This window comes from Acinetobacter sp. USHLN143, assembly GCF_037145695.1.
GTDB lineage: Bacteria > Pseudomonadota > Gammaproteobacteria > Pseudomonadales > Moraxellaceae > Acinetobacter > Acinetobacter fasciculus.
In genome coordinates this window covers 1-18209 of record NZ_JBBCWZ010000013.1, presented here as the reverse complement: position 1 = coordinate 18209, position 18209 = coordinate 1, and the positions used below count along the sequence as shown (strand labels likewise).

12 protein-coding genes, 3 pseudogenes and 1 riboswitch are annotated in these 18209 nt (G+C 44.1%); of the genes and pseudogenes, 8 read left to right on the top strand and 7 right to left on the bottom strand.

Annotated elements, in window-relative coordinates:
- Positions 1–9: 9 nt before the first annotated feature.
- From WFH18_RS05595 to WFH18_RS05575, 5 genes are all read right to left on the bottom strand, one after another.
- Positions 10–1455 (bottom strand): protein adenylyltransferase SelO, encoded by a 1446-nt coding sequence (locus WFH18_RS05595; protein ID WP_148334703.1) that lies wholly within the window; start codon positions 1453–1455, stop codon positions 10–12.
- 132 nt (positions 1456–1587) lie between these two features.
- Positions 1588–2754: an acyl-CoA desaturase gene (locus WFH18_RS05590; RefSeq protein ID WP_004647507.1), complete on the bottom strand. Its 1167-nt coding sequence runs from the start codon at positions 2752–2754 to the stop codon at positions 1588–1590.
- A gap of 440 nt (positions 2755–3194) precedes the next feature.
- Positions 3195–3908: a glycerophosphodiester phosphodiesterase gene (locus WFH18_RS05585; protein WP_336754663.1), complete on the bottom strand. Its 714-nt coding sequence runs from the start codon at positions 3906–3908 to the stop codon at positions 3195–3197.
- 142 nt (positions 3909–4050) lie between these two features.
- The gene (locus tag WFH18_RS05580) at positions 4051–4635 is read right to left on the bottom strand and encodes a cob(I)yrinic acid a,c-diamide adenosyltransferase (RefSeq protein ID WP_004647509.1); all 585 of its coding nucleotides are present in this window, start codon (positions 4633–4635) and stop codon (positions 4051–4053) included.
- A 95-nt stretch (positions 4636–4730) separates the two neighbouring features.
- Positions 4731–6554, bottom strand: a complete 1824-nt coding sequence (locus WFH18_RS05575) for a TonB-dependent receptor plug domain-containing protein (protein WP_336754662.1) — start codon at positions 6552–6554, stop codon at positions 4731–4733.
- Positions 6555–6591: 37 nt separating this feature from the next.
- A riboswitch (cobalamin riboswitch) is annotated at positions 6592–6802 on the bottom strand.
- Between the two features lie 144 nt (positions 6803–6946).
- On the opposite strand from WFH18_RS05575, the gene WFH18_RS05570 reads away from it, so the two are divergent.
- Entirely contained in the window at positions 6947–7591 is a 645-nt protein-coding gene (locus tag WFH18_RS05570) for a phosphoribosylanthranilate isomerase (RefSeq protein WP_148334701.1), read from the top strand.
- Positions 7572–8816, top strand: coding sequence for a tryptophan synthase subunit beta (gene trpB, locus WFH18_RS05565; protein ID WP_004647513.1), 1245 nt, complete (start codon positions 7572–7574; stop codon positions 8814–8816). The genes WFH18_RS05570 and trpB overlap by 20 nt, the downstream gene beginning before the upstream one ends.
- A 126-nt stretch (positions 8817–8942) precedes the next feature.
- Here the strand turns inward: trpB and WFH18_RS05560 are convergent, their stop codons facing one another.
- Entirely contained in the window at positions 8943–10583 is a 1641-nt protein-coding gene (locus WFH18_RS05560) for an acyl-CoA synthetase (protein ID WP_148334700.1), read from the bottom strand.
- Positions 10584–10816: 233 nt separating this feature from the next.
- On the opposite strand from WFH18_RS05560, the pseudogene WFH18_RS05555 reads away from it, so the two are divergent.
- The 6 genes and pseudogenes from WFH18_RS05555 to infC form a co-directional block, all read left to right on the top strand.
- Positions 10817–10966, top strand: a pseudogene (locus WFH18_RS05555) (D-arabinono-1,4-lactone oxidase); the annotation flags it as partial.
- Between the two features lie 514 nt (positions 10967–11480).
- Positions 11481–12722, top strand: coding sequence for a group II intron reverse transcriptase/maturase (ltrA, locus tag WFH18_RS05550; RefSeq protein WP_005265635.1), 1242 nt, complete (start codon positions 11481–11483; stop codon positions 12720–12722).
- A gap of 78 nt (positions 12723–12800) precedes the next feature.
- A pseudogene (locus WFH18_RS05545) lies at positions 12801–13937 on the top strand (D-arabinono-1,4-lactone oxidase); the annotation flags it as partial.
- A 10-nt stretch (positions 13938–13947) separates the two neighbouring features.
- Complete coding sequence (locus WFH18_RS05540; protein ID WP_148335376.1) at positions 13948–15117, top strand: alanine racemase; 1170 nt, start codon at positions 13948–13950, stop codon at positions 15115–15117.
- A gap of 224 nt (positions 15118–15341) precedes the next feature.
- Entirely contained in the window at positions 15342–17264 is a 1923-nt protein-coding gene (gene thrS, locus WFH18_RS05535; protein ID WP_004278291.1) for a threonine--tRNA ligase, read from the top strand.
- 5 nt (positions 17265–17269) lie between these two features.
- The gene (infC, locus tag WFH18_RS05530) at positions 17270–17821 is read left to right on the top strand and encodes a translation initiation factor IF-3 (protein ID WP_071850398.1); all 552 of its coding nucleotides are present in this window, start codon (positions 17270–17272) and stop codon (positions 17819–17821) included.
- Positions 17822–17869: 48 nt separating this feature from the next.
- On the opposite strand, the pseudogene WFH18_RS05525 reads toward infC, so the two are convergent.
- Positions 17870–18209: pseudogene (locus tag WFH18_RS05525) on the bottom strand (IS4 family transposase); the annotation flags it as partial.

The following is an 18209-nucleotide window of genomic DNA, read 5'->3' as shown; positions in this document are numbered from 1 at the left end:
GTCTATTTATTAAGACGAACAACTCACCATCACTTCTGGCACGTCACTTGGCAATGGTGCTAAATCTTCAGGCTGTTCCAGATCTGGCTGTTTCTGATAAGGCTGACTCAATAATTTAAACAGGCGGTCTACTTCAGAAAAATCATCCCGCTCTGCTAGTTCAATGGCTTTCTGTGCCATATGATTCCGCAGAATATAATGCGGATTGGCCAGTTGCATGGCGGCATCCAATTCTTCTATATCCTGGTGTTCACGGATAGATCCATATTGCGCCAAGAATGCTTCAAACTGGCGTCGGTCCAGACAATCATCTTTAATGGCTTCATAGTCTTTATTTTGCAGACGGATAAAACTCTGGGTGTAGTCCAGTTGTTCACTTTGCAAAATTCGCAGAAAGGCCATTGCGCAGTCAAAACTGTCTTTATGGAAACTTGGCAAGCCCATTTTCTGGTTTAAACCATGTTTATAATGTTCCAAGAAGGTTGGCTCATAGTGCTCCAGACATGCAGCTAAATCCTGTTTCCATTGTTCTTTGTCATAATCTGTAGGGCAGAGCGGGACCAGATTATTTAACCATTGCCATAAATTCCAATGCCCAATACTCGGCTGCTGCTGATAGGTATAACGACCTTGATAATCCGAGTGGTTATTGATCCAATTCGGACGGAAGCGCTCCATAAAGCCATAAGGACCAAAGTCCAAAGTTGAACCGGTAATATTCAGGTTGTCGGTATTCATCACGCCATGTGCAAAACCGACCAGTTGCCATTTGGCAATCATCACCGCAGTGCGCTGAATAACTTTGGTGGCAAAGCTCAGAATCGGCTGTTCGGCTTGCAGACATTCCGGATAATGCCATTCGATACATTTCTGGGTAAATTCAGCCAGCAGATCTGGCTGATACTGATTGATCCATTCAAAATGCCCGAAACGGATATGACAGTCAGAAGTACGCAGCATCATCGCGCCCGGCTCTAGCTTCTCACGCTGAATACCTTGCATTGATGAAGTAAAACCGACTGCATTACTGGATGCCACACCCAAGGCATTTAAGGCATGGCCCGCCAGATACTCACGAATAACTGAACGCAGTACGGCACGACCATCGCCCATGCGTGAATAAGGCGTAGACCCAGCACCTTTTAAATGCAGGTCAATGGTCTGCTGCTTCTGATCTAGAATCTGCGCAATCAACAACCCGCGACCATCTCCCAATTGTCCTGCCCATTGTCCAAACTGATGGCCTGCATAGACCATAGCCAAAGGTTCAAACTCAGCAAAGACTTTCTGACCGCTACAAATCTCGACCCATTGCGCCTTGTCTTCATCCGACCATTGCAGTTGCTCTGCCAATGCTGCATTAAAATGTCCAGCTTTTGCACCTTTTAATGGAAGCGGAACTTGATGGTGATAGAGGCGGGCGGGCAGTGTTTGATAGCGAGAGTTAAAATACATGGCATCAGTACAGGATTGGAATAAATTTACTATAACAAAGATAGCTGTATAAAACTGTTGTATAAGCGAGAGTTCACGTTATCTTTCGGACATAAAAAAAGCCCCAATCGGGGCTTTAGTGTTCAACAGCTTTTATTGAGAAACTGCAGATTTTTTCAAATTACGAACCAGTAGATTCAAGGTTTGACGATGATGAGAAAGACGCTGTTCAACCAGCTGGAATTCAACTTTCAGCTTGTCATCCATCTGATGGATTTTTTCAGCCATCGATGCTTTCTTGACCTGAATTTCCTGTTCTTTCAGCTTCGCCCAGTCATTTAAAGTTTGGGTAAATGCATCATATTCCTGTGCGATCTTGGTTTTTACCGCCGAGATATCTTCAGAAACATCATGGCCATATACCGCAAGATCCTGTTCAGCATATTTAAACTTCATTGCCAATTCCGCTTTTTTGATATTAAAGCTAGGAATGCGGCGCAAGTTTTTAGCTAAACCAAGTTTAGAACAAGTCCAGATCAACCATTTAGTTGGATCGTATTGCCACCATTTTACGCCGTTACGGTAATCGTATTGGAAAATGTGGTGATAGTTATGATAACCCTCACCCCAAGTTGCAACCGCGAGTACGAAGTTGTCACGTGCAGTATTTTCGTCGGTATAAGGACGATTTCCCCACATGTGGCAAAGTGAATTAATGAAGAAGGTTACATGATGGCTCAGGATTAAACGCATTAATCCACCCAACAGCAACACGCCCCAGACATCGCCGACTGCCCAACCAATTGGCAATAAAATCGCAGCATGAACAGCAATCACTAAAGGAACGTAGTATTTGTCCTGGAACATCACCACTTTGTCTTTTAACAGATCTGGCGCATTTTTATAATTGGCTGCACCTGATGGATAATCACGTAACATCCAACCAATATGTGCATACCAGAAGCCTTTATTGATCGAGTACGGGTCTTGATCAACATCATCGACATGACGGTGATGGGTACGGTGACCAGATGCCCAGAATAAAATACTATTCTGTACAGCAAATGTACCCATAATCATCAAGATGATTTTTAATGGTAAAGTGGCTTCATAAGCACGATGTGCCCACAGGCGATGGTATCCTGCTGTAATGCCGAGGCTGCTTACGCCCAGTAAAACAAACATACTGATCCAAGCGGCAGCGCTAAAATCATGGTGATACGCATACAACGGAATCGCAATCAGGGCTACGATCGGTAAAAATACCAATGCAAACACAGCAATCCAGTTGATGGGGGCTTTGGGTAAGGGAGCATTCATCTCCAACAGCACTCCTAGAACCTCGGAAGGTATAACAAAAAGCAGAAACTACTGTTGGTTTTAACAGCAGCCTATCTTGTCCATATTAGCATGTGCCCTAAGGCATCACTAGCATTATTGTACGGTTGTATTGTACTTGTCGGTAACAGAATAAGTAGGGCAGAAGTGACCATTTTGCGAGCGTAGACGGGTTCTGATTTCCGACTAAGTGACTGAGGATTATCACTCTTTCAGAAAATGGAAACCGAATGAATCAGATGAAAATCGTTGTTCATAATTTCTACAATATGATTAGGGAATTTGCAGAATATAGAGGTTGGACAACTTCATTTCACTTTCAAATAAAATCTGATTAAGGAAGATTCACACTTTCATTATTGCATTATCGAAATGAACTGGATCAAGAAATACCTAGATCAATCAAGGCTAAGAGAGATTATTTAGAGTTGTTGTAGCATCAATTTTGGATAATCGGTAATCAGCCCCTGAACCCCCCAGTCTCGCAGTTGTTTGGCACGGGTGACATCATTGACCGTCCAGACACTGATATTCAACTCGGCAGCCTGAGTGGCCTGAATCAGGTCTTTACTGGCCAGTTCATCCATCCAGCCAATATGACAGCATCCAAGTTCCAGCGCCTGATCAATGGCCTGATGTTTGACATCGGTTTCAATCAATAAACCGAGTTTTAAACGTGAGTTTTGCTGTTTGAAAGCATCCAGAATTTTGGCATCAAAGCTGGTAATAATAGCTGCCTGCTCATAGCCTTGTAACTGCTGTTCGACTTCAAACGCGATTTTTTCAGCTGCTGCTTCAGATGCTACGCTTTTAATTTCGACTTCAATATGCTCGAAATTTCGAATGACATTTAAGGTTTGATCGAGCAGTGGGGTCGATTCAATTTTATTCCATTCTGACCAGGCCACTGCGTGATTATATTGGGTAAGATCTTGACGGTTACACTCGTATAGATGCTTCTGCAAACCGGTGGTACGCACAAAGTCGTCATCATGCATGATGATTAAGGCATTATCTTTGAGCTGACGGACATCAAACTCAACGGCGCGAATGCCGATCTCCTGAATATATTGAAAACCGCCCAAGGTATTTTCAGGGGCTTCACCACGTGCACCACGATGACCAATTATGCGCATAAGATGCTCATGAGTGGGAAAGTTAAGTTCATTTTGCGAGGGCTACGTGACAGAAGGATGACACTTTCTATTTTCGTCAGATGCTCTGTAAAATCAAGAGACATCTGACGTGTATTTTTAGATGCTAACTTGAAACATAATTTTACTTTTCGATGCTGTCATTGATATTTTTTTGCCACAGCACTTCGGAACCGCCTTCAGCGCGTTGCAGGGTGCGTGATGCGACAAATAACCAGTCCGATAAACGGTTAAGTAGTTGCAGTGACGCTGCCTGAATATTTTGGTCACGGTGATGTACCGACATTACGCTGCGTTCTGCACGACGGCAGACTGCACGCGCCTGATGGGCAAAGCTGCACACCAGCGTTCCGGCAGGCAGAATAAAGTCTTTTAACATCGGCAACGCTTCATTCATGCGGTCGATATCATTTTCTAAAAACTCAATTGATACCGGTTGCACCAGATTAAAACCTGGAATACAGACTTCACCACCAAGATCGAATAACCAGTGTTGGATCAGGCTTAAAGATTTATCCCAAGCGGCTTGATCTTCAATGTTACTTGCTGAAATTTGTGCACGTAATACGCCAATCACGGCATTCAGTTCATCTACATCACCCAGCGCGGTAATACGCAAGTCATCTTTGGCAACGCGTGAGCCATCACCGAGTCCTGTGGTACCTGAATCGCCTGTGCGCGTGTAAATTTTACTTAAACGGTGACCCATGAGAGTTCCTTAAATAATTAAATGCTGTAAATAAAAAGAATCATGCCATAGGCATGACATGATTCTCAAAAGTATTTGCTTGGATTTGGGCGAGTTTAATATTTAAAGGTCACACCGGCAGAAGCGAGACGACCTTCATCAACATAATAATTATTCCAGTTGTATTCGATCTTATGACGAACATCACCGACATTTTCTATGTTGGTAAATACTTTGACATGTGGATTGATATTCCAGTAAGCATTTAAATCGACGGTCGCATAGCCCGGATTATGGTCTGAATCACTCCAACTTTTTGATTTGGAACGGGCAATAAGAGAAGCACTCATCCCATAAATTTCATTTTCCAAGCCTGTTGTCAGTGTTAGGGTTTGACGTGGTCGTTTAGCTAACTCAATATCCGTTTTGCTATCTTTAGCTTGTACATACGCAAAAGCAGTATCGATAAACCAATCGTCTAGTTTCCAATTCCATGCCAGCTCGCCACCACGAAGCGTTGCTTCGTTGATGTTATTTAACTTGCCATCAACTTTTTGGATCATGTTATCCACTTCATTTTGATACACGGAAAGTGAAACAGATGAGTTTTGAGTGAGGGCCTGGTCTAAGCCAATTTCATAAGACAGACTTTCTTCAGCTTTTAAATTTGGATTTGCAGATTCACCACTGTACAGCTCGTTTAAGTTTGGTGAACGAAAAGCTGAACCAATATTTGTATAGACGCTGAGTTGAGGTGATATTGCATAACGTGCAGCTGCTTGCCCTACAGTATGAGAGCCATATTTTTCGTTGTCTTCAACACGGATGCCGAGTTGAGTGTTGAGTTTATCTGATTGATATTGATGCTGTGTGTAATATCCTTGAGAGGAAACATCACCTTTGTAGGCAACTCCATAAGACAGAACATCGCCATCAAGGTTGCTATGCGTTGTACCTAGTAAAATATGATGCTGATCATTTAAATTGAGTTTGGCATACAATTCTGCTTCTTGAGTGGTGCTATATGAATAATCGACCTGACCTAGATAATTCGCAGCATTTTGATCTAATTGATCGTCAAACTGGGATAAGCGAGCATTGAGTTCTAATTGTGAGCCTAGGTTAATTCGTCCTCTCAGGTTAACCATTTCATTTTCAAAATCTTGTGAAGTCAGGCTACCTGCATTGTAATCACTTGTGCCTTTATTTTGGCTGTAATCGAGAGATAAGGCATATTGGTCTTTGTGGACGCCAAATTTTGTGCTGAAACCTTTTTGGTCAAAGGAGTAATTTTCATCTTCATCATCTAGAACAGATTTTCCGTCAGTTTCCAGACGTTGACCACGGATTTGGGCATAAAAACCATCTTCAGCTAAATCGGCACCCATGAGTGATTTGTAAGTTTTATTCTCGCCAATTTCACCTGTTATAAATGTACTTGATTGTTCAGGTGTTTTAGAAATCATATGAATCACACCACCAATGGCATCTGTACCATATAAAACTGATGCTGGACCCTTCAGAATTTCAATTTGCTTGATATCTGTAGTATCAATAAAAGGTAAAGAAGCTGAACTGCTTAAAGCGGTATTCAATCGCATGCCATCACGCAGAACGAGTGTATGTGACGAGCTTGTGCCTCGCATAAAAATAGAGGATTGTTGTCCATAACCGCCTAGTTGAGCGACGTTTAAAGCAGCCTCTATTTTCAATAAGTTTGGCAATGAAGCAATAGGGGATTGCTCAAGAGTCGCAGGTTCAATCACTGAAATTCGCGCAGGTACATTTTCAATGTTTTCTGCCGAGCGAGTCGCCGTAACCACAATGGTATTTAAAGATGCTTTTGCAACTTTTTGCTCGTTAGCAAAAACAGATGAAGTGGTACCCAACGCAAGTGCGATCGCACCTACCAAGGCAGTAGGTTGAAATTGGATAGACATGAAATGCTCCATACATTCACTTCCCCGTGAATGATTGAGTTATAGAACACAACAAGCAGGTTTCCGGACTTAAATGTGCAAAGCAGCGACTTTGCTGTATATCCACCTTCCCACATCAAGATGCAGTGGTGTAAACCGAAGAGTTTAAATTGAGATACGTTTCATTTTTTACCGTTGCGGGGGCAGTGCTGGATTTACACCAGCTTCCCTAAAGCCTGAAGGCTTGGACTTGCTGCAAAGTGAGCGCAGTATAAAGTCAGTATGCGTTATACACAATCTGCATAGAGAATAATCCGGATGAACTTTACGCAAGTCAGAAAAATTGCATTACAATGATTTGCCCCAATCTTATAGATTGTTCAATACATTGGTAGATCTAGAGCCAACATAATATGCGAACCCGTGCCAAAATTTGTGGAATCACCCGAGTCGAAGATGTACATGCCGTAGCCAATGCTGGCTGTGATGCGATAGGATTTGTATTTTATCCACTGAGTCCGCGGCATGTTAATTTAGAACAGGCTGAAATCCTGATCCGGGCGGTTCCGGCTTATGTACAGGCAGTGGGTTTATTTGTGAATAGTCACGCAGATGAAATTCAGGATATTCTTAAAACCGTTCCACTGGATATTTTACAATTTCATGGTGATGAAACACCTGAACAGTGTCAGGCCATCGCCCAGCAGGTCGGACGCCGCTGGTATAAGGCCATTCAGGTAAAACCTGATCTGGATGTAGTCGCAGAGATTCAGCGTTATCAAGATGCGGGCGCCAGCGCAGTGCTGTTAGACGCATGGCATCCTGACCTGAAAGGTGGCACAGGGCACAGCTTCGATTGGGACACCTTTCCCAAACTCAATATTCCCTTGATCTTGGCAGGCGGTTTAAATCCTGACAATATCGAACAGGCAATTCTCACCACACAGGCTTATGCCGTGGATGTGAGTGGCGGTGTCGAGTCCGCAAAAGGTATTAAAGACCAACAACTCATAGAACGCTTTATGCAAGGAGTCCATCGTGGATCAGCAAAGTACTAGCCAGAACAGTCAGGCAGTTGACTATACCCAATTCCCGGATGAACGCGGGCATTTCGGTATTCATGGCGGACGTTTTGTGTCAGAAACACTCATGGCGGCTTTAGAAGACTTGGAAAAGCTCTATTTCCGTATGAAAGATGATGCGCAGTTTTTGGCAGAATTTGACCGTGACATGGCGTTTTACGTCGGTCGTCCGAGTCCTTTATATCATGCTGAACGATGGTCGAAAGAGTTGGGTGGCGCACAGATTTACCTGAAACGTGAAGATCTGAACCATACCGGTTCGCACAAAGTAAATAATACAATTGGTCAGGCCTTACTGGCGAAACTTTCTGGCAAGAAACGTATTATTGCCGAAACAGGGGCAGGCCAGCACGGTGTAGCAACGGCAACGATTGCAGCACGTTTAGGTCTTGAATGCGTAGTATTCATGGGCGCAGATGATGTAAAGCGTCAGGCGATGAATGTCTACCGTATGCGTTTATTAGGCGCGACGGTTGTGCCGGTAGAAAGTGGCTCTAAAACCTTAAAAGATGCCATGAATGAAGCCATGCGTGATTGGGTGACCAATGTTGATTCAACTTATTACGTGATTGGTACTGTGGCAGGCCCACATCCATATCCGCAACTGGTTCGTGATTTCCAGTCGATCATCGGTCGTGAAGCACGCCGTCAGATTCTGGAACAGGCAGGCCGTCTGCCAGATGCACTGGTCGCGTGTGTCGGTGGTGGATCCAATGCAATGGGCTTGTTCTATCCATTCCTGAATGACCAAGACGTGAAAATGTACGGCGTTGAAGCAGCAGGTCATGGGATTGAATCAGGCAAGCACTCTGCGCCGTTGAATGCCGGTCATGTCGGTGTACTGCATGGTAACCGGACTTACCTGATGTCGGATGCGCAAGGCCAGATCATCGAAACCCATTCAATTTCTGCAGGTCTGGATTATCCAGGTGTGGGTCCGGAACATAGTTTTCTGAAAGATATGGATCGTGTTAAATACGTACCAATTAATGACCAAGAAGCGCTACAAGGTTTCCGCGACTTGACCAAGATTGAAGGTATTATTCCGGCGTTAGAAAGCGCACACGCCATGGCATACGTGACCAAACTTGCACCGACCATGGACAAGGATCAAATTATTCTTGCGACGGTTTCAGGTCGTGGTGATAAGGACTTGATGACCGTTGCCCGTATTGATGGCGTGGAAATGGTAGAGATGTAAGTTCCTTAAAGTCCTCTCCTTATAGGAGAGGGTTTGGGGGAGGTTATTTCAAATAAAAATCGTGCTAAGTTTTCTTAGCACGATTTTTATTTGAGTAGATTTTGAAAAAAATATACTTGTATGCGGTTAAGAGAACTCACCTTGCGCACGTTCTTTAGCCCATTCACGTAAAACAAATTTCTGTAATTTTCCGGTCGAGGTTTTTGGAATTTCGGTAATCACCACATCCTTAGGCACTTTAAAACGGGCCAGATGTTCACGGCAGAATTCCATAATTTCTTCTTCTGTGGCCTGGGTACCTTCTTTGAGTTCAATAAAAGCACAAGGAACTTCCTGCCAGCGTGGATCAGGTTTGGCGACTACCGCCGCAGTCAGCACCGCCGGATGTTGATACAGCACTTCCTCGACTTCAAGCGATGAAATATTTTCTCCGCCAGAAATAATCACATCTTTGGAACGGTCGGTAATTTTGGCATAACCATCCGGTTGGCATACAGCCAGATCTCCCGTATGGAACCATCCACCAGCAAAGGCTTCTGCTGTCGCCTCAGGATTTTTCAGATAGCCTTTCATCACGATATTGCCACGGAACATGATTTCACCCATGGTCTGACCATCATGTGGCACTTCCTGCATGGTATCCGGATCAAGCACTTTCATGCCATCTTGCAATGGATAAGGTACGCCTTGACGTGAATGTAACTGTGCTTGTTCCTGAATGGATAAATCACTCCATCCAGCCTGAGATGCGCACAGCGCAGAAGGGCCATAGGTTTCAGTCAAGCCGTAAACATGCGTTACGTTAATACCGATATTGCGCATGCCTTCAATAATTGCTGCTGGAGGTGCGGCACCCGCCACCATCACTTCGACACGATGATCAATTTTGGTCTTTTTCTCTTCAGGTGCGTTAATCAGCATTGACAAGACAATCGGTGCCCCACAGAAGTAATCGACTTTATGTTCAGCAATCAGTTTAAAGATCAGTTCAGCATCGACTTTACGCAAGCAAACGTTGGTTCCGCCATTGGCCGCCATGGTCCAGACAAAGCACCAGCCATTACAGTGGAACAGCGGCAGTGTCCATAAATAGGTAGCGCGTGGTGTCATGCCACAGGCGATAATATTACTGGCTGCGTTAATGTAGGCCCCACGATGATGATAGACCACGCCTTTCGGATTGCCGGTGGTACCGGAGGTATAACTTAAGCTGATAGCATCCCATTCATCTTGAGGTAAATACCATTCAAAGTTTGCGTCGCCTTGCGCAATCCATTCTTCATATTCAATTTGACCAATACGTTGATCTTCACCTTCAAACTCTACATCGGCCACATCAATGACATAAATGTCTTGTGAAACTAGAGCGAGTGCTTCAGTCGCTAGTGCGGTAAATTCAGGATCGACCAATAACACTTTACTTTCAGCATGTTCTAGCATGAAAGCAAGGGTCTTGGCATCCAGACGGGTATTTAAGGTATTCAGAACTGCGCCTGCCATCGGCACAGCAAAATGCGCTTCGATCATGGCAGGGACGTTAGGCAGTAAGACAGACACGGTATCATTTTTACCGATGCCTAATTTTTGGAGTTGGTTGGCAAACTGACGACAACGGTTGTATTTCTCACGCCAGGTAATACGACGCTTACCGTGAATAATCGCGTTCTGGTTTGGATAGATATAAGCTGCACGATCAAGATAGCGTAAAGGTGATAAGGCTACAAAATTCGCGGGGGTACGCGGTAATTCATCATATGCGCTAACCATTGTAAAACTCCGTTCTATATTTATTTTCATATCCTTTTGAAAAGATATGTATTTCTCAGAAATCTTGCATTTATGCTTTAGTCGAGTACGATTTTACAAATTCTAAGTAATTGAATATTAATAAAAATATTTAACCCTACTTAAATGTTCTGAACGCCTGGGTTCCCAAGTTTGATTTTTTAGGTATTTTACTCTAGTTGAATCATTAAAATAATATAAGCCAGAGAATAATAATGAAAATACAACAGGCGGATAAAATTTGGCGAAATTGGTCAGGGAGTCAGTTCAGTACTGCTCGGATTGTTCAGCCCATCCAGATCAGTGAATTACAAAGTTTAGTGAAGACCCATGCACACATTCGTGCAGTGGGTGCAGGACATTCGTGTGCCGCAGCAAGCGGCGTAAGAGATGAGGGTATGGCCCCTCGCTATCGGCTTGCAGGAGCAGGTAGCAAACCACCATAAGCGGCTTGGATCAAAAGTCCCGGTCGTGAGCGTTATGGAAAAGGCGTTGTAAAGGCGTCAGGTAAGAATTAGGAAGGCGAACACCAGTGAACTGCCGTTCAAGTGTCGAAAGTACTCAAATGACATCAAAACCGGGGATGGATGTTGCCCCGCGATCAGTTTGGCCGTTACCTGCTTACGGGCCATTCGGTGTCCGGCGTAGAGGCAGCGCGATCCTAATTCAGGCTTTTACGTTGAACTGCGGGAACCTTCGGTGGCGATGTCAAGCGAAAGGTACAAGCTCAAAAGGCAAGGCCGATAATAGCAATGCGTCACCAAGGGGCGGAGCAGCTCGTAGTAGTGTTGAAGTTACTGTAATGGTAATGGAGCGAAGGGGCTGCATTATCCAGGTCTGCGGTCTTGTCAACTGCACAAGCAGGAGGAACAAGGCTTTATGACCAAACCATTTAACATTCCTAAAGCGTTAATTTGGGAGGCATTCAAGAAAGTCAAAGAGAATGGCGGTGCTGCAGGCATCGATCATGAATCTATTGAGCAATTCGAACACCACTTAAAAGGCAACCTGTATAAACTATGGAATCGACTTTGTTCAGGCAGTTATTTTCCACCGCCAGTCAAAGGTGTTCCGATTCCAAAGAAATCAGGTGGGGTACGTATGTTAGGCATTCCAACAGTAGCGGATCGAGTAGCACAAACAGCTGTCAAGCTTATATTGGAGCCACAGATTGATCCTCTATTTCATCCAAACTCTTATGGATATCGTCCAGGGCGTTCTGCCCATGATGCGATAGCTGTGGTGAGACGACGAAGTTGGGAGTATGACTGGGTTGTGGAATTTGATATCAAAGGTCTATTTGATAACATTGACCATAATCTACTCATGCGTGCACTTAAGAAACACTGCGAAATTCCATGGATTCTTCTCTATGTAGAACGCTGGTTAAAAGCACCTATGCAAAATGTAGATGGTCAAGTTTTAGAAAGGAATCACGGCACACCGCAAGGTGGAGTTATCAGTCCTCTATTGGCTAATTTATTTATGCATTATGCTTTTGACATGTGGATTACCAAGAATCTTGCGAGTGTAAGATTCTGCCGCTATGCGGATGATGGAGTAATTCATTGCCGAAGTTTATCTCAAGCCAAACTTGTTTTACAAAAGATTGGTGCACGATTTCGTGAATGTGGACTCGAATTGCATCCAGATAAGACAAAGATTGTTTATTGCCAAGATGTGAATCGTCGCCAAGCATATCCAGATGTTCAATTTACTTTTCTCGGGTACACGTTTAGGCCCCGTAAGGCTGTGGACAAGTATAAAAGAGTTTATGTAAATTTCTCTCCTGCAGTCAGTCGTGATGCACTTAAAGCAATGCGACAGACTATTCGGAAATGGCATCTACATCTGATGTGTAATCGCGAATTAAGTGATTTATCTGCAATATTCAATCCAATTCTTCAAGGTTGGCAGCAATACTATGGTCGATTCCATGGTTCAGCAATGTCAGCGATCTGGCAACACATGAATGCTTATCTTATACGCTGGATGAGGCGTAAGTATAAAAACTTGGCCCGTCATAAAAGACGGGCTAGATATGCCTTAGGGCGACTTGCGCGTGATTTTCCAAATGCCTTTGTGCATTGGAAAATGGGATGTTTACCATCGGTTGGATAATGGGAGCCGGATGAGCTGAGAGGTTCACGTCCGGTTCTGCGAGGGGCTAAGGGTGAGATTCCCTTGGTCTACTCACCCTTTAGCCCCTTGGCCAAGACAGATGAGGTGTTGCTTAATCTCGATCAGTTCAAAGGTGTGGTTGCCTTTGATCAAGAGAAAACACAGTGCACTGTGTACGCCGGTACGCGTTTATATGATTTGGGGAAAGATCTGACACCGATCAATCAGGCCTTAATCAATCAGGGCGATATAGACCAGCAAAGTCTGGCCGGAGCGATTTCGACTGGAACGCATGGCACGGGCATCGATTTACCTTGCATATCCGCTTTCGTGGAAGGCTTTGAATTGCTGACCGCAGATGGCGAGCTGTTGCAATGTCATCGTCAGCAGAATACCGAAATATTTCAGGCTGGACGGGTGGCATTGGGCAGCTTGGGTATATTGACCCAAATCACCCTGCAAAATCGTCCCAGATATAAACTAAAAGAACAGATTCGGCTCTGTTCATTAAAAGACATATTTACTCATATTGATCAATGGAAACATCAGCACCGGCATATTGAATTTTGGGCTTTTTTACATGCCGATCAAGTGATGCTGAAAACTCTAGATGAAACGGATGCAACCATTCAGCCGAGAACAGAGAGCTGGCCTTCGGAAGATGCCTTGCTGACCTTGTGTTCAGAATTGACTCGAAAGTTGCCTGCTACGAATCCTTATCTGCAAAAATTGCTCGGTGTCTTTGTCAAACCGACCTGCTATGTCGATTGGTCGCATCGCATTTTCCCCACCCCGCGTAATACCAAATTTAATGAAATGGAATATCAGATTCCGGTTGATTCAGGCTTGCAGTGTCTGGACGAGATTCTGCATATTTTACGTAAACATCAGGTGCCGATGTTTTTCCCGATCGAGTTCCGTTATGTCAAAGGCGATGAGATCTGGCTGAGTCCTTTTTATCAGCGCGATTCAGTGTCTATTTCTATTCACCAGTTCTATAAACAGGATTACCGCACCATCTTTGATCTGATTGAACCGATTTTACAGAAATATCAGGGACGGCCGCATTGGGGCAAATTGCATAGCATGAGCACCGCTTCGCTGCGCGAACTCTACCCAAAATGGGATGATTTTATGGTGCTACGTCAGCAACTGGATCCGCAGCAAAAATGGCTCAATCCGTACCTAAAGCAACTGTTTTTGTCTGGTAAATGAGGAGAGGGTGATGCAATCGAATTATTTTCAGCAGTTAACACAGGATTTAAAACAGCAGGGCACTGGCACACCGCAACTGATTCTGGATTTGGCGCAATATCGACATAATCTGGAGGTTATGCAGTCGAAATTGCCTGAACAGTTACAACCGCGTCTGGTGGTGAAATCCTTGGCGAGTATTCCGCTACTCAAACTGGCCAGTGAAAAGCTGAATACCCAGCGCTTTATGGTTTTTCATCTGCCGCATCTTGCGGAAATTATGGAGGCATTTTCACAAGCGGATATTCTGTTGGGAAAACCGATGCCAATTCAGGCGCTAAAATCTTTTTATCAAACTTTATCTGATCAAAATAAAATCAATGATCAAGGAAGTATTCAATGGCTGATTGATGATGTAGAACATCTGCAACAATATCTTCAGCTCGCACAACGACTCAATATTCGTTTGCATGTAAACATTGAAATTGATGTGGGCCTGCATCGTGGCGGCGTACAAACGCAGCAGCAATTTATAGCCTTAATGAAGCTGATTCAGCACAACGCGGCTTATCTCAAACTTTCGGGTCTAATGGGCTATGATGCACATGTCGCCAAATTACCAAAAATTCTGAAAAGTCCTGAAAAACGTTATCAGCAATCGCAGCAGATGTATCAACAATACAAAACGATGATTCAGCAGCAATTCCCTGATTTATGGCATGAAGGTCTCTGTTTTAATGGCGGTGGCAGTCCGACCTTTATGCAGCATTGCCAGCAAAGTGTCTGTAATGACCTGGCTTTTGGCTCGATGCTGCTCAAGCCAGGCGATTTTGATCTGGCGAATCTGGCTGAACTGCAATGTGCACTCTGGATTGCCGCACCCATTTTAAAAGTGTTGCCTTGTAGCCAGATTCCCGGTTTGGAACTACTAAATTATCTTCCACATCAAGATAAAGCCGTATTTATTTATGGCGGCTATTGGCGAGCGGATTATATCTACCCTGAAAAAAGCCGGCTACATGTGTTATATGGCCGCAGCAGTAATCAGGAAATGCTTCAGGTGCCTGCACAGTGCGATATTCATGTTGATGATTATGTGTTTTTAAGACCGACACAAAGTGAAGCTATCATCCCGCAATTCGCTCAGCTTTATGTTTATGCAGAGGGAAAGTTTATCCAGTGGCAGACGTTCCGGGAATAACCACATTCTGAACTGAAAAATGAGCCTAAGCCTTTAACGATCTGGCACAGATTTGATGGTAAATCTTATTTTTATTGGGAAAAGGTTTAATCATGCGGCCAAGCTGTGTAAAATTCGAATCGATTTTATTTATCCACCGTTTTTATCTTTTGAGGCTGTGCCTCGATCATAATCTCGCGGTGATATGCTCCATGGTACGGGGCATCACTCCTTAAGGATTTCTTATGCCAATTATCACTTTGCCAAATGGCGATCAAAAACAGTTTGATCACGCCGTATCTGTGATGGACGTTGCACTTAGCATTGGTCCTGGTCTTGCAAAAAATACAGTTGCTGGTCGTGTCAACGATCGTTTAGTGGATGCGTCTGATCTCATCACTGAAGATGCAACATTACAAATTATCACGCCTAAAGATGAAGCCGGTGTCGAGATCATTCGCCATTCTTGCGCGCATTTGGTCGGTCATGCGGTTAAACAGCTGTTTCCAGAAGCAAAGATGGTCATTGGTCCGGTCATTGAAGAAGGCTTCTACTATGACATCTGGATGCCACGTCCTTTTACTTTAGACGACATGGCAGCGATTGAAGAGCGTATGAAAAAGCTCATCGATCAGGACTATGATGTTGTGAAAAAAATGACGCCGCGTGATGAAGTCATTGCTGAATTCACTGCGCGTGGCGAAGAATACAAATTGCGCTTGATTGCAGACATGCCTGAAGAAACCCAAATGGGCTTGTACTACCATCAGGATTATTTGGATATGTGCCGTGGTCCGCACGTTCCAAACACTAAATTCCTTAAATCGTTCAAGCTGACTAAAATCTCGGGTGCTTACTGGCGCGGTGATGCGAAAAACGAACAGCTACAACGTATTTACGGTACAGCGTGGGCAGACAAGAAGCAGCTTGCGGCTTATGTAAAACGGATTGAAGAAGCAGAAAAACGCGATCACCGTAAAATCGGTAAAGCACTTGATTTGTTCCATATGCAAGAAGAAGCACCGGGTATGGTGTTCTGGCATCCAAACGGTTGGACCATTTACCAAGTGCTTGAACAATACATGCGTAAAGTTCAGCAAGACAATGGCTACGAAGAAATCCGTACCCCACAAGTGGTCGATTTCACGCTGTGGGAAAAATCGGGTCATGCTGCCAACTATGCAGACAACATGTTCACCACGCATTCTGAAAACCGTAACTATGCGGTGAAGCCAATGAACTGTCCTTGTCACGTACAAGTGTTCAATCAAGGTTTGAAGTCATACCGTGATCTTCCTGTTCGTTTGGCAGAGTTCGGTTCATGTCACCGTAACGAGCCATCAGGTTCTTTACACGGTATTATGCGTGTACGTGGCTTTACTCAAGATGATGCGCATATCTTCTGTACCAAAGAACAGATTGGGCCTGAAGTTGCAGACTTTATCAAATTGACACTGGATGTATACAAAGACTTTGGCTTCGAAGAAGTACAAATGAAATTGTCGACGCGTCCTGAAAAACGTGTCGGAGATGACAAGCTTTGGGATATGGCAGAAAAATCTTTGGCAGATGCTTTAGATGCTGCGGGTCTTGAGTGGGAGCTTCAACCAGGCGAAGGCGCATTCTACGGTCCGAAAATTGAATTCTCTCTGAAAGACTGCTTAGGTCGTGTCTGGCAGTGTGGTACCATTCAGTGTGACTTTAACTTGCCAGAACGTTTAGATGCGTCTTATGTGACTGAAGATAATGACCGCGATCAGCCAGTAATGTTACATCGTGCAATTCTTGGCAGTTTCGAGCGTTTTATTGGTATACTGATCGAACACTACGCAGGCTTCATGCCACCTTGGTTGGCACCAATGCAAGCGTGTGTGATGAACATTACCGATTCTCAAGCCGAGGCATGTGAGTCAGTCGTCGCAAAACTTAAAGAAAACGGTATCCGTGCAATTTCTGACTTGAGAAATGAGAAAATCGGCTTTAAGATTCGTGAACGTACATTAGAGCGTATTCCTTACTTACTGGTACTTGGGGACCGTGAAGTAGAGGAAGGTACCGTAAACGTGCGTACCCGCTCAGGAACAAATTTGGGTACTATGTCAATCGATGCTTTCGTTGACTTAGTAAAAGCAGCCGTAGCCGAACGCGGCCGGTACATTGTGGAGTAACAGCGATTAAACAGCCTGACCGTAATCAACAGGGCGGTAACAAATCAAACCGTCCTGCCTTGAATGATGAAATTCGTGCGAAAGAAGTCCGTCTTGTAGACGAAAATGGTGAGCAGAAAGGGATTGTAAGCTTAGCTGACGCCCTACGCGCAGCAGAAAGTGTTGAACTTGATCTTGTTGAGATCGTAGCAAACGCTGAGCCACCAGTATGTAAGATCATGGACTTCAACAAGCATTTGTTTGATCTTAAGCAAAAGCAGAAAGAAGCGAAGAAAAAACAACATCAAGTCCAGGTGAAAGAAATCAAGCTACGCCCGGGTACTGATGTTGGTGATTACAACGTAAAACTACGTGCAATCATCAAGTTCCTTGAAGAAGGTAACAAGGTGAAAATCACGCTTCGTTTCCGTGGTCGTGAAATGGCGCACCAACAGTTGGGTCTAGCTCAATTGCAAAAAATTGAAGCTGACGTGGCTGAATTCGGTACTGTTGAGCAGATGCCGAAAATGGAAGGCCGTCAAATGGGTATGCTACTTGGTCCTAAAAAGAAAAAGTAAGCACTCATTAAGCGAAAAAAGCCCTGCATATGCAGTAATGCCAGTCAGTTAAGAAATTGACTGGCATTTTCTTGGGTATTTCTGTGGTTTTCCTTTCACAACTCGTGGGCAACTTCTAACCCTCCTCTCAGGCAACACATACCTCTTAGATTTCTCCAGTAAACTTTCTAGATGTTTGGGTAAATTCCCTGCGGAGTCTAAAGAGTCAAATCTTAATATATTCAGGATACCGATAGATGCAATATGAAAGCTGATTCTCAAAGGACTGACTTTTGCTCGTTGAGCCATATGTTTCATTTGTCTTCTTAGAATATTATAGGCAATGAAGACCCCCCATAATTCTTGATAAATTAAATCAGGTTGCTTGCTCCTCAAATGCTTGCCTTCC